At 62.1% G+C, this 12,647-nt stretch carries 14 protein-coding genes; 8 read left to right on the top strand and 6 right to left on the bottom strand.

Annotation, left to right across the window (positions count from 1 at the left end; genetic code table 11):
* Positions 1-68: 68 nt before the first annotated feature.
* Together dapD and dapC are read right to left on the bottom strand one after the other, a co-directional pair.
* A complete protein-coding gene (gene dapD / locus ACQ4WP_RS04755; RefSeq protein WP_151096474.1) occupies positions 69-896 on the bottom strand; it encodes a 2,3,4,5-tetrahydropyridine-2,6-dicarboxylate N-succinyltransferase in 828 nt (275 codons plus the stop codon).
* Positions 897-919: 23 nt separating this feature from the next.
* On the bottom strand, positions 920-2,152 hold the full coding sequence (dapC, locus tag ACQ4WP_RS04750) for a succinyldiaminopimelate transaminase (RefSeq protein WP_436518915.1): 1,233 nt from the start codon (positions 2,150-2,152) through the stop codon (positions 920-922).
* A gap of 214 nt (positions 2,153-2,366) precedes the next feature.
* On the opposite strand from dapC, the gene tsaB reads away from it, so the two are divergent.
* Genes tsaB through ACQ4WP_RS04730 form a run of 4 tightly spaced genes read left to right on the top strand, consistent with a single transcriptional unit; the run spans position 2,367 to position 5,437 of the window.
* Positions 2,367-3,092 carry a tRNA (adenosine(37)-N6)-threonylcarbamoyltransferase complex dimerization subunit type 1 TsaB gene (gene tsaB, locus ACQ4WP_RS04745; RefSeq protein WP_436518914.1) on the top strand — a complete coding sequence of 242 codons (726 nt, stop codon included), beginning with the start codon at positions 2,367-2,369 and terminating at the stop codon, positions 3,090-3,092.
* Positions 3,089-3,598, top strand: coding sequence for a ribosomal protein S18-alanine N-acetyltransferase (gene rimI, locus ACQ4WP_RS04740; protein ID WP_436518913.1), 510 nt, complete (start codon positions 3,089-3,091; stop codon positions 3,596-3,598). The genes tsaB and rimI overlap by 4 nt, the downstream gene beginning before the upstream one ends.
* Positions 3,595-4,497 carry a uracil-DNA glycosylase gene (locus ACQ4WP_RS04735; RefSeq protein WP_436518912.1) on the top strand — a complete coding sequence of 301 codons (903 nt, stop codon included), beginning with the start codon at positions 3,595-3,597 and terminating at the stop codon, positions 4,495-4,497. Before rimI ends, ACQ4WP_RS04735 begins: the two co-directional genes overlap by 4 nt.
* Positions 4,493-5,437, top strand: a complete 945-nt coding sequence (locus ACQ4WP_RS04730; protein WP_436519134.1) for a DUF1853 family protein — start codon at positions 4,493-4,495, stop codon at positions 5,435-5,437. The genes ACQ4WP_RS04735 and ACQ4WP_RS04730 overlap by 5 nt, the downstream gene beginning before the upstream one ends.
* Positions 5,438-5,449: 12 nt before the next feature.
* Here ACQ4WP_RS04730 and lplT read toward each other — a convergent pair whose 3' ends face one another.
* Positions 5,450-6,712: a lysophospholipid transporter LplT gene (gene lplT / locus ACQ4WP_RS04725; RefSeq protein WP_436518911.1), complete on the bottom strand. Its 1,263-nt coding sequence runs from the start codon at positions 6,710-6,712 to the stop codon at positions 5,450-5,452.
* Positions 6,713-6,977: 265 nt separating this feature from the next.
* Here lplT and alr point away from each other — a divergent pair, with 265 nt between their 5' ends.
* The 3 genes from alr to ACQ4WP_RS04710 all read left to right on the top strand — a co-directional run bounded on the left by alr (position 6,978) and on the right by ACQ4WP_RS04710 (position 9,984).
* Entirely contained in the window at positions 6,978-8,075 is a 1,098-nt protein-coding gene (gene alr, locus ACQ4WP_RS04720; RefSeq protein WP_436518910.1) for an alanine racemase, read from the top strand.
* A gap of 80 nt (positions 8,076-8,155) precedes the next feature.
* Positions 8,156-9,532 (top strand): DNA repair protein RadA, encoded by a 1,377-nt coding sequence (gene radA, locus ACQ4WP_RS04715; RefSeq protein WP_101482026.1) that lies wholly within the window; start codon positions 8,156-8,158, stop codon positions 9,530-9,532.
* Positions 9,533-9,663: 131 nt separating this feature from the next.
* On the top strand, positions 9,664-9,984 hold the full coding sequence (locus ACQ4WP_RS04710) for a PilZ domain-containing protein (RefSeq protein ID WP_436518909.1): 321 nt from the start codon (positions 9,664-9,666) through the stop codon (positions 9,982-9,984).
* A 32-nt stretch (positions 9,985-10,016) separates the two neighbouring features.
* Here the strand turns inward: ACQ4WP_RS04710 and ACQ4WP_RS04705 are convergent, their stop codons facing one another.
* Positions 10,017-10,184 carry a hypothetical protein gene (locus ACQ4WP_RS04705; protein ID WP_436518908.1) on the bottom strand — a complete coding sequence of 56 codons (168 nt, stop codon included), beginning with the start codon at positions 10,182-10,184 and terminating at the stop codon, positions 10,017-10,019.
* 28 nt (positions 10,185-10,212) lie between these two features.
* Between ACQ4WP_RS04705 and fliD the strand changes: the two genes are divergently transcribed.
* Positions 10,213-11,598: a flagellar filament capping protein FliD gene (gene fliD / locus ACQ4WP_RS04700; protein ID WP_436518907.1), complete on the top strand. Its 1,386-nt coding sequence runs from the start codon at positions 10,213-10,215 to the stop codon at positions 11,596-11,598.
* 18 nt (positions 11,599-11,616) lie between these two features.
* On the opposite strand, the gene ACQ4WP_RS04695 is transcribed toward fliD, so the two are convergent.
* Together ACQ4WP_RS04695 and ACQ4WP_RS04690 are read right to left on the bottom strand one after the other, a co-directional pair.
* Positions 11,617-12,417 carry an AraC family transcriptional regulator gene (locus tag ACQ4WP_RS04695; protein WP_436518906.1) on the bottom strand — a complete coding sequence of 267 codons (801 nt, stop codon included), beginning with the start codon at positions 12,415-12,417 and terminating at the stop codon, positions 11,617-11,619.
* A gap of 95 nt (positions 12,418-12,512) precedes the next feature.
* Positions 12,513-12,647 (bottom strand): transposase (locus tag ACQ4WP_RS04690; protein ID WP_436519133.1); only part of this gene is annotated, 135 nt, incomplete at its 5' end.

Genomic DNA, 12,647 nt, shown 5'->3' with positions numbered 1-12,647 from the left:
ACCGGAAATGAAAATGTCCCGCCTAAGCGGGACATTCAGGGTGCTGCGTGCGCCTTGCAGCGCGCAGATTAAATGCCGCGCAGCAACTCGTTGATGCCTGTTTTTGCGCGGGTTTTTGCATCCACGCGCTTGACGATGACGGCGCAGTACAGCGAGTACTTGCCGTCTTCCGAAGGCAGGTTGCCCGAGACCACGACGGAACCGGCTGGCACGCGGCCGTACGTCACTTCGCCCGTGGCGCGGTCGTAGATCTTGGTCGATTGGCCGATGTAGACGCCCATCGAGATGACCGAGTTTTCTTCGACGATCACGCCTTCGACGATTTCCGAACGGGCGCCGATGAAGCAGTTGTCTTCGATGATGGTCGGGTTCGCTTGCATTGGTTCCAGCACGCCGCCGATGCCGACGCCGCCGGACAGGTGGACGTTCTTGCCGATCTGGGCGCAGGAGCCGACGGTGGCCCAGGTGTCGACCATGGCGCCTTCATCGACGTAGGCGCCGATGTTGACGTAGGACGGCATCAGCACGACGTTCTTGGCGATGAAGCTGCCGCGGCGGGCGACGGCTGGCGGCACCACGCGGAAACCGCCCTTGGCGAAGTCTTCCTGGGTGTAGTTGGCGAACTTGGTCGGGACCTTGTCGTAGAACTGCATCGTGCCATCCGATGGCAGGACGACGTTGTCTTCCAGGCGGAACGACAGCAGCACGGCTTTCTTGACCCACTGGTTGACAACCCAGTCGCCCGAGGTTTTTTCCGCCACGCGGATGCTGCCGTTGTCCAGGCCATTGATGACGTGGGACACGGCGTCGCGCAGTTCGGCCGTGCCGTTGCCTGGATTGATTTCGGCGCGGTTTTCCCAGGCCTGGTCGATGATGTTTTGCAATTGTTGGCTCATGATGATGTCTTGTTTATGTAGGGTTAATGCGTGGTTGATGAGGATGCGGAAAGCTGCTGGCAGAATTTTACTATGCGCAATGCCGCTTCCAGCCCTTCGGCCGTTTCGGCCACCAAGGCCATGCGGATGCGGTTGCGGCCCGGATTGATGCCGTGCGCGTCGCGCGCCAGGTAACTGCCAGGCAATACCGTCACATTATATTCGGCGTACAGGCGTTGCGCGAATTGCGTGTCGGACAGTCCCGTGCGGCTGACGTCGGCCCACAGGTAGAAACCGGCGTCCGGCAATTGCACGTCCATCACCGCTTGCAGCAGCGGCGTGATGGCGTCGAACTTGGCGCGGTACTTGGCGCGATTTTCCTCGACATGGGTTTCGTCGTTCCAGGCCGCGACGGAGGCCGCCTGCACGGCAGGGCTCATGGCGCCGCCGTGGTAGGTTCGGTAGAGCAGGAATTTTTTCAGTACTTCCGCGTCGCCGGCGACGAAGCCCGAGCGCATGCCCGGCACGTTCGAACGCTTCGACAGGCTGGAAAACACCACCAGGCGCGCATACGGGCGCTCGACTGTGGACAGGCCCAGCATGTGCGCCGCCTGCAGCGCACCCAGCGGGGGCGTGTCGCCGTGGTAAATCTCGGAATAGCACTCGTCGGCGGCGATGACGAAATCGTAGCGCTCGGACAGGGCGAACAGGTGTTCCCAGTCCGTCAGGGTCAGCACGGCGCCCGTCGGGTTGCCGGGCGAACACAGGAGCAGCAGCTTGACCTTTTCCCACACGGAGGTAGGCACGCTGTCGTAGTCGCAGCCGAAATTGCGCGCCGGGTCGGAGTTGACGAAATACGGTTCGGCGCCGGCCAGGTAGGCCGCGCCTTCATAGATCTGGTAAAACGGATTCGGGCTGATCACCAGCGAACCGGCCGACGGATCGATTACCGTTTGCGCCAGCGCAAACAGCGCTTCGCGCGAACCGTTCACGGGCAGGATTTGCGTGGCAGGATTGAGCTTGGGGATGTCGTAGCGGCGTTCCAGCCAGCCGGCAATGGCGCTGCGCAAGGCTTCCGAGCCGATGGTGGTCGGATAGCTGGCCAGGCCGTGGATATTGTCGACCAATGCCTGCTCGATGAAGGCCGGCGTCGGGTGCTTGGGTTCGCCCATGCCCAGGCTGATGGGCGCATACTCGGGATTGACCGTCACGCCGGCAAACAGCTGGCGCAGCTTTTCAAATGGATATGGTTGCAGTTTAGCAAGAAGTGGATTCACGGAGCGGACCAGGGCAAGAGTGGAAAGACGATGTTTCTCAGCGACTACTTGGCGCGGCAGACTTGATGCCCGTCAAATAATAAGCTGCGTCTTTCATTATAGCCGTCCTCGCGGGCCCGCTGTGCAAGCCGCATCGGCCTGAGGGCTGCCCGGCTTGCCACGGCATGCCGTAGCGGGGAGTGCCGCAGCATGGCGCGGCAAGGTAAAATACGCCATGCCTATCTTACTTCCCACCCTGCTTGCTATTGAAACCTCGTCCGAACTCGCCTCCTGCGCCTTGTTGCGCGGCGATGTCGTCCTGTTCCGTGCCTCGTCGGGCGTGCGTACCCATTCCCAGTCGATCTTGCCGATGGTGCAGGAATTGCTGGCTGAAGCGGGTGTGACCCTGGCGGACGTGGACGCCATTGCCTACGGCGCCGGCCCAGGCTCGTTTACGGGCGTGCGCACGGCCTGCGGCATCGCGCAAGGCCTGGCCTACGGCGCCAATTTGCCCGTCGTGCCTGTCGTCACCCTCGACGCCATGGCGCTGGCGTGCCACCAGCAGCATGGCGCGCAGCGCATCGTGACCGTGCTCGACGCCCGCATGGGCGAAGTGTACTGGGCGCAATATGACTATCAGGATGGCTTGCAGGCCGTGTTGCCACCGGCCCTGAGCGCGCCGGCCGGCGTGGTGCCGCAAGGCGACGTCGTCGGCTGCGGCAACGGCTTTGCGGCCTATGCCGAGGCGCTGGCCGCGCTGCCATGCGCCGCCAACGCGGACGCCGCCATCATGCCGCACGCCGAGCAGGTGGCGCAGCTGGCGCGCATCGCCTTTGCCGCCGGTCAGTTCGTGACGGCGGCCGAGGCGCAGCCTTTGTATTTGCGTAACAAGATCGCCTACACGAGCGCGGAACGGCACGAGATGCAACAGGCCAAGGCCGCTGCAGAGTCCGCGCAATGAGCGTAGCGGGCAAAGGTACGGACAAGTGCAAGGACAGCGTCGCAGACTGGGACTTGCTGCGGCTTGATTATCAGCCGATGCGTGAGGCGGATCTGTTGGAGGTGCTGGCGCTGGAGCAGCGCGTGTATCCGCATCCCTGGACGCACGGCAATTTCGTCGATTCGCTCAAGAGCGGCTACCCGGCCTGGGTCTTGCGCGACGTGGACGGCACCTTGCTTGGCTATTTTCTGCTGATGCTGGTCGTCGACGAGGCGCACTTGCTCAACGTGGCCGTCGAGGGCGCCATCCAGGGCCAGGGACTGGGCCGCTTCCTGCTGAACCAGTCCTGCGCCTGCGCGCGCCAGCTGGGCATGGAGTCGATGCTGCTGGAAGTGCGCCCGTCGAACGTGCGCGCACTCGATATTTACCAGCGCTATGGATTTGAACAGATCGGCCGGCGCAAGGGATACTATCCGGCCAGCAACTCGCAACGTGAGGACGCCATCGTGATGCGTTATACCCTATGAGCCGCAGCGCCGTTTTCCTCGATGAAATGGGCGTCGGTCCCTTGTGGCGTTTACGCCAGGGGGCTGCGCCCGAGGCTGTTGACGTCGTCGCCGAGGCTGCCGTGGAGATGGACGTCGCCGTGGCGGCGCCCGTGGCCGAAGCCGTTGATGTCGTGATTGAGGTAGTCACCGAGGTGGCAGCTGAGTCGGTCGCCGAGGTGCGGGCCGAAGCGCCCGTCGCCGTTGCCGCTACGCCAGTTCCCGCCGCCGCGCCTGACGACACGGCCTGGTTCGACGATGCGCCGCCACCGCCACCGCCACCGCCGCCGGCGAAGCAGCTGAGCGACACCGATATTGCCGCCCTCGACTGGGAAGGCTTGACGGCCGCCGTGGCCAAGTGCGCGCGCTGCGATTTGTGCAAAACGCGCAAGGGCGTCGTCATGGGCCGTGGCGACCGCCAGGGCGCTTGGCTGATGCTGGCCAGCAGCCCGTCGCGCCTGGAAGAACGCGAAGGGCGCGCCTTGCCGGGCGAGCAGGGGAAATTGCTCGACAATATGCTCAAAGCCATAGCCGTCGATGCGGGCCATGACGTGTACATCACCCACTTGCTGAAATGCCGTCCGCTCGACGAGGCGGGGCAGGAACGCTTGCCGACAGAGGCCGAGTCTGACGCCTGCCGCCCATATTTTGACCGCGAACTGGCCCTGCTGCAGCCGTGCACCATCGTCACCCTGGGTTCGATGGCCGCTGCCGGCATCAATCCCGGTGAAAAACCCGTGCGCGGCAAGATGCGCCAGCTGGGCAAGGCCTCGCTTGTCGCCACCTTCCATCCGGAAATGCTGCTGCAGGACGAGACGGGCAAGGCCAAGGCGGGCGCCTGGGCCGACCTGTGCCTGGCGAAAAGCACGCACGGTGATTGATACGGCCGTCGGCTCCTTCCAGTCCCGCTTCGAGCGGCGCTGGGGGCATTTGACGCACCCCCGCGTGCGTGCGCTGGCCTGGCTGCTCGACTCGCCCGATTTGCTGGACCCGTCCAGCCCCCACTGGGGCGGGCGCATCGCCAGCCTGGCGCCCGTCGCGCCTGCCGTGGCGGCGTGGCTGGGGGCGCTGCAAGAGGATCCATCGCCGCTCGATGCGGCGTTGGGGCCGAAATTCTATTCCCGCCTGGGTCTGTATGCTGAAAAGTTGCTGGCCTTTTATTTTGAACAGCATGGCTTATTGCAAGCGCATGGCTTGCAAGTGCAAGTCAACCGCAACGACACGGTGGGCGAGTTCGATTTCCTGCTGCGTGACGGGACGAATGGTAATGCGTTGTTGCACTGGGAGTTTGCCACCAAGTTCTACCTGCTTGAAGGGGCGCCCGATCCCGGCGTGTTCAATCACCTGATCGGCCCCAACCTGGCCGACACCTTGGGATTGAAGATGCGCAAGATTCTCGACAAGCAACTGGCTTTGTCTCGCCATCCGGCCGCGCAAAGCCTGCTGGCGCACCCCGTGCGGGCGGCGCAGGCGCTGGTCAAGGGCTGGCTGTTTTATGCGGCAGGCGCCACGCCCGGCATGGACGGTATTTCCCAAGAGCATGGACACGGCTTCTGGTGCACGCCAGCCCAGCTCCCGGAGCAGCGCTATATCGTGTTGCCACGCTTGCAATGGCTGGCGCCGTTCAAGGGACAAGGCGTGGAAGCGCTGGATGTCAATGCCTTGCGCTCGCAGTTGTTTGATCTGGCGCAACCGGTAATGGTGGCCACGGTGGAGCATGTCGACGGCTGGGAGGTGGAACGCACGCGCGGTTTTGTCGTGCCCCCTGACTGGACGGAGCAGGCTGCCGCGCGGCGGATAACAGGCACGCTACCTGCGTAATCGGCACCACCGTTAATGCTTTTGCTCGCCAATCAGCGACAAATTGTCGTGTTCCAGTTGGTTCAGCTTGTGCCTGCGCATGATCATGTACATGGTGCCGGCGACGAACAGGCCGAACAGGGTGATGATGATATTGAGCGGCAGGTGCAAACGGATCATGATGGAATACACGGCCAGCATGGTGAGAATCGACAGGTTTTCATTGAAGTTCTGCACGGCGATGGAATGGCCCGCGCTCATCAGGACGTGGCCGCGATGTTGCAGCAGGGCATTCATGGGCACGACGAAAAAGCCGGACAGGGCGCCGATCAGTATCAGCAGCGGGTAGGCGATCCACACGGAGTGTACTTGCGTCATCATCATGACGATCACGCCCATGGCGATACCCAGCGGAATGACGGTCAGCGACTTGCGCAGCGGAATGAAGCGCGCCGACAGCACGGCGCCGGCGGCCACGCCGATGGCGACCACGCCCACCAGGCTGGTTGCCTTGTCGAACGGCATGTTCAGCGACTGCTTGGCCCATTCCAGCACGATCAGTTGCAAGGTGGCGCCAGCGCCCCAGAAAAGGGTGGTCACGGCGAGGGTGATCTGACCCAGCTTGTCTTTCCACAGAATGGAATAGCAATTGGCAAAATCGGAAATCAGTTTGATAGGATTGCGTTCCTGGTGTGGATACACGCAGCCCGTGTCGGGAATCTTCAGGTTGGCCAGGGTTGCCAGCACATAAATGCCCACCACCACGCATAGGGCCGCTTCCGTCTTGTTGGCGATGCCCGTGTCGATCAGGGGGATGTCGATGGACAGCAGCATGTCGGACACGTGGCCGCTGACGAGTGCGCCGCCCATGACGGTGCCGAGGATGATGGAGGTGACGGTCAAGCCTTCGATCCAGCCATTCGCCGCCACGAGCTTTTCCGGTGGCAGCAATTCCGTCAGGATGCCGTACTTGGCGGGCGAATACACGGCCGCGCCAAAGCCCACGACGGCGTAGGCCAGCAAGGGGTGTACATGGAAGAAGACGAGGGCGCAGCCGAAGATCTTGACCAGGTTGGCGATGAACATGACCTTGCCTTTCGGCAATGCATCCGCGAAGGCGCCGACAAAAGCGGCCAACAGCACATAAAACAGCACGAACGACAATTTGAGCAGCGGCGTGATCCACGCCGGGGATTTCATGGACACCAATAAATCGACGGCGACAAAAAAGAGGGCGTTATCTGCCAGCGAGGAAAAGAACTGCGCCGCCATGATGGTATAAAAACCACGATTCATTCTGGAATGCCTGAAATCATATCTGGCTTGCTTTATACCACGAAAAAACGGCAAACCCCAAGTTTGGGCAGGGTCGCTTTGCATAGTCTTGCCTAAGCGAAGCTTAATTTTTCTGCCGTAGAAAAATACATCACATGTGAGCATTTTATACATGCTGTCGTGGGCGACTATCACGACACTCGCACCTGTCCGCCTTGCAGGCTTGTCGCCCGCATCGTGCCCATCCGGTAAAATACGGCATTCCCACCCGCCGTGAACGACGCATATGCCCAGGCCCCTCATCGCCACCATCCATCTCGATGCCATGCAACACAATCTGGCGCGCGCGCGCGCCTATGCCCGAGGCGCCAACGTATGGGCCGTCGTCAAGGCGAATGCCTATGGTCACGGCCTGGAACGGGCCATGCGGGGCTTTGCCGGGGCCGATGGCCTGGCGCTGGTCGAGGTCGATTACGCCGTGCGCTTGCGCGAACTGGGCTGGACCAAGCCTATCCTGCTGCTGGAAGGCTTTTTCGACGCCAGCGATTTACTTGTCATGGCGCAGCACAAGCTGAATGGCAGCGTGCATTGCGAAGAACAGATCGCCATGCTGGCAGCGGCGCGTCTGCCGCACGCCATCGATGTGCACCTGAAGATGAACACGGGCATGAACCGCCTGGGCTTCACGCCGCAAGCCATCGCCGCCGCGTATGCGCGCCTGCGCGCCATGCCGCACATCGGCACGATCACCCTGATGACGCATTTCGCGAATGCGGATGAGGCGGGGCCCACGCGCTTGCCTTTGGCCCAGCAGATGCTGCGCTTTGAAGCCGGCGCGGCCAGCATCGGCACGCGCTTGCCGCGCAGCCTGTGCAATTCGGCCGGCCTGCTGCTGCACCAGCTCGACAGCGACTGGGTACGCCCCGGCATCATGCTGTACGGCGGCACACCCAGCGGCGCTCCCGGCGGCACCTCCGCGCAAGCGTTCGGCTTGCTGCCCAGCATGACCTTGCGCAGCAGCATTATCGGCATCCAGGATATCGCCGCCGGTGAAGTGGTGGGCTATGGCAGCCGCTACGCAGCGGCCGGCAATATCGAGGTGGGCGTGGTGGCTTGCGGCTATGCGGATGGCTATCCGCGCCATGCGCCCGAAGGCACGCCCGTGCTGGTCGACGGCGTGCGCACGGGGCTCATCGGCAGGGTCTCGATGGACATGCTGATGGTGGACTTGACGCACGTGCCGGGCGCACGGGTCGGCAGCAGCGTGACCTTGTGGGGCCAGGGCATGCCGATCGACGAGGTGGCCCTGACCGCCGGCACCATCGGCTACGAGCTGATGTGCGCACTGGCGCCGCGCGTGCCTGTGGTCGACGCGACACAGTGACGCCGGCACGCCGTTTGTATATACTGTGAATTCACTGTACATATAAACAGCATTTTCACCTTACCCGGGCAAAGTACACCATGGCAAAAGTCAAGACCATCTACACCTGCAGCGATTGCGGCGCCATCAGCAATAAATGGATGGGGCAGTGCACCTCGTGCAACCAGTGGAACACCATGGTGGAAACCCTGCCCGAGACGGGCGGCAACAACCGCTATTCGAACCCGCAGCACATGTCGCTGGCACAGACGGCGCCCGTGCTGTCGCTCGACGATATCGACGCCATCGACGTGCCCCGCTTCGGCACGGGCATCGAGGAATTCGACCGCGTGCTGGGCGGCGGCATGGTGGCGGGCGGCGTGGTGCTGATCGGCGGCGATCCCGGCATCGGCAAGTCGACCCTGCTGCTGCAGGCGTTGGCCAATATGTCGCACCACAAGCGCGTGCTGTATGTCAGTGGTGAAGAGTCCGGCGCGCAGATCGCCTTGCGCGCCAAGCGCCTGGTCATCGATGCCAAGGAATTGAAATTGCAGGCGGAGATCCAGCTGGAAAAGATCCTGTCTACCTTGAACGACCTGAAACCGGAAGTGGTGGTGATCGACTCGATCCAGACCGTGTATTCGGACGCGCTCAGCTCGGCGCCCGGTTCCGTGGCGCAAGTGCGCGAATGCGCGGCGCAGCTGACGCGGGCGGCCAAGCAGACGGGCGTGACCATCATTTTGGTGGGCCACGTGACGAAGGAGGGCGCGCTGGCCGGCCCCCGCGTGCTCGAACACATCGTCGACACGGTGCTGTATTTCGAGGGCGACGCCCATTCCAGCTTCCGCCTGGTGCGCGCCATCAAGAACCGTTTCGGCGCCGTCAACGAGCTGGGCGTGTTTGCCATGACGGAAAAGGGGCTGAAAGGAGTGTCGAACCCGTCCGCCCTGTTCCTGTCGCAGCACGACAACCAGGTGCCCGGCTCGTGTGTGATGGTGACGCAGGAAGGCACGCGCCCCTTGCTGGTGGAAATCCAGGCCCTGGTCGATACCAGCCATTTGCCGAATGCGCGCCGGCTGTCCGTCGGCCTGGAGCAGAACCGTCTGGCCATGCTGCTGGCCGTGGCGCACCGCCACGCGGGCATCGCCGCGTTCGACCAGGATGTCTTTATCAACGCGGTGGGCGGCGTGAAGATCACGGAGCCGGCGGCCGACCTGGCCGTGTTGCTGGCGATTAACTCGTCGATGCGCAACAAACCCTTGCCGCGGGGACTCGTGGTGTTTGGCGAAGTGGGCCTGGCCGGCGAGATCCGTCCCGCGCCACGGGGCCAGGAGCGCTTGCGCGAAGCGGCCAAACTGGGCTTTACCCTGGCCGTGGTGCCCAAGTCCAACCTGCCCAAGCAAGCCATCGAGGGTCTCAAGGTCATCGGTGTCGAGCGCATCGACGAAGCGTTTAATAAATTACGCGACCTGGAGTAAAAGTTGGCATGGTGTAAATGCCAAGCTTGAGACAAGTCAAACAAAATTTCCGTTTAGAACTATAATATTTGTCTGATGGATTCGTCTCATGAATCCGCATCGACAATGCATAGCTAGAGAAGCGGAATATAGTGTCAGTTGAGCAAAGGCAGGGCGCACGCAAGATATTGCGTGCCAAGGCAATGTTGGTAATCGATGGCGCGGGCCCCGTGGCGGCGCGCACCCTCGATGTGGGGCCGGGCGGCATGGCGGCCGTCATCGCTGAACCGGTACCGACAGGCAAGCAGGGCAAGGTGCTGTTCGAGTTGTTTTACGATGGCTCGGCGCACATCATCGAGGCGCGCGTGTCCGTCTCGCACTGCATTTTCAGCAGTGCAGGTTTCAAGGTGGGACTCATTTTCCTGCAGCTGGACATGGCTGTCAGCAGCGCCATCTCGAAATTTATGCGCTGAGGCAACCCCGGAGAGGGGGCATGTGAAATGCGCTAAAATGGTGCATATGGGTTTGCAGTCAGGAAAAACCTGTTCTGTTCGCTGTTTTGATATTCCAGTAATACTGCATAATTATCAACCAGAAGAAGGGCCTTGCCGCGCCATGCGCGCCTGCCGTCCATTTCCAGCGCAGCGCGGTCATGACCTGAACCGTGTGCCATGACCTTACACCCGACGGGAATGCCTACCATGTTTAATTCGACCATCAATAGCAGGGCTTACACCAACAACACGCAGCAAACGACGCAGGGCAATATCTCGGCCGATGTGTATGCGAAGGTGGAGCGCCAGATGCAGTCGCAGAACACGGGCGTCGTCAAGCTCAATGCCAACCTGGCGCGCGACCAGGCCAAATTCTCGGGCCTGGGCCAGCTGCAATCGGCGCTGGCGAAATTCCAGACCGTGGCCAAGAACATGGCCGGCAGCGGCTTGGCTACCTCGGCCACGTCGAGCGCCAAGGATGTCCTGAGCGCCACCACCACCGACAAGGCTGTCAGCGGCAGCCATGAGCTGAACGTCAAGCAGTTGGCGCAGGGACAGACCTTGCTCAGCGGCGCGCAGAAATCCTCGAGCGCGGCCATCGGCACGGGTGCTCCCGCACTGGTGAAAATCGAAGTGGGTACGGCCGACGGCAAGCAATTTACCCCCGGCAGCGGCAAGATCATTTCGCTGACCATCGACAGCAGCAACAATAGTCTCGACGGCATCGCCGCCGCGCTGAAGCAGCAGGGCATCGACGCCAGCGTGGTGAAGGGCGCCGATGGCTATTCGCTGGCCCTGAACGGCAAGAGCGGCGCCGACAGCAGCATGCGCATCAGCGTGTCCGGCGACGCGGCCGTGAGCAACCTGCTGAGCTATGCGCCCGGCGCCGGTAAGGGCCTGCAGCAAACGGCCGCCGCACAGGACGCGCTGCTCACCGTCGACGGCAAGGACATCAAGAGCGCCACGAATACCTTGACGACGGCTGTCGAGGGCGCCACCATCGAATTGAAGAAAAAAGGCACGACCGACCTCGTCATCGCCAAGGACAGCAGCCAGATCGCCAGCAACGTGGCCAGCTTCGTCACGGCCTACAATGAGCTCAACAGCAAGCTGCAAAGCCTGCAGCAGGGCGATTTGAAGTCCGACACGGCCCTGGGCCAGGTGCGTTCGCAGATGGAGCAAGTGCTGCGCACCGCCAGCACGGGCGTGCCCGCTTCCATACTGGGCAGCGCTGGCGTCACCCTGGGCAAGAGCGGCGAGCTGGTGCTCGACGATAAAAAGCTCAAGGCGGCCATCGCCGCCGATCCGGACGCCGTCAGCAAGCTGTTTACGAATAACGGCAAGGGCGTGGCGGATCAGTTCTCCAGCAAGATCGGTGAACTGACGGGCGAAACGAGCATCATCCGCAAGGAAGTGCAGACGGTCGGCAAGGACATCACCACCTTGACCAACAAGAAAGCCGTGCTGGCCAAGGCACTGACGGCGCAGGCGCAGGCGCTGGTGAAAGCGTATTCGGCCCAGGAACAGATGGGAACGAACTCGGCCTTGCCGGGCTACACAGGCAAGAATTCCCTGTTTGATTTCATGGCCTGAAGCGCGGCGCGCTTTTGACTACCCTCTGGCGCCCTGCGCAAAAAACGCCGATGGCGAACTGCCGAAGGTCTTCTTGAACATGGCGGAAAAGGCCGACTGGCTGGCGTAGCCCAGTTCTTCGGCCACCTGCGACAGCGGCACGCCGCGCGCGATCAGGGGCGCCGCGTGCGCCAGGCGCACCTGCTGGCGCCACTGGCCAAAACTCATGCCCAACTCCCGTTCGAACAGCCGCGCCAGGGTACGCTCCGAGGCGCCGACCAGCTGCGCCCAGTGTTCCAGGGTCTGGTTACCGCCCGGTTTCTCGATCAGGCTGTCGCACAGGGTTTTCAGGCGCTTGTCGCCAGGCAAGGGGACGCGGATGGGGCGCGTGGCCGAACGTTTCAATTCATCGAGTATCAATTCGGCCAGCAATGCCTCACGCGCCGGTTCCTGGCCCGGGTCCAGCTGTTCCAGCGCCATGATCAGCTGGCGCAGCAGGCTCGACACTTCAAGCACCTTGCAGTCGTGGCCCGCGAATGGTGCGCGCGCGGCATGGATGCACAGGGGGCGCAAGCGGGTTTTTTCCAGTATCGTGACGGCATGCTCCACGTTGGGTGCGATCCAGATGGCGCGCATGGGCGGCAGCACCCAGCTGCTGTTGTTGGCGGTGATGCGCAGCACGCCTTCGAGCGCCATGGTGACCTGGCCCCAGGGATGGCTGTGCGGTAATAGAAATTCATCGGGCTGGAGGTCGCGCGCGATCATCGTCACGGGGATAGTCGCGCTGGGCGCTTCCCGCGGCGGACACATGCGGGTATGGTGGAGGATAGGTACACCCATCAGCTTGGCCTTAATTCGATAAATTATGTCGTTCTGTCGGAAAACAGACGATGGTATTTTGCATACACTTGAGCTTCACCAGTATAAGAACCTGTTCACAATCTCCTGAGCAGCATTGCCAAGAAAGCTAAGTGGATGAACTGCAAGCTGGTGTTAAGCCATCGTTCGCAGTTTTTCCACAGTCGCCTGTTTTTTTCCAACCAGGCGAAGCTGCGCTCGACCACCCAGCG

Origin of the sequence: Janthinobacterium lyxosi, assembly GCF_051380665.1 — a bacterium.
Classification (GTDB): domain Bacteria; phylum Pseudomonadota; class Gammaproteobacteria; order Burkholderiales; family Burkholderiaceae_D; genus Janthinobacterium.
The sequence above is the reverse complement of the archived record's forward strand: the minus strand, read 5'-3'. Positions and strand labels throughout refer to the sequence as shown.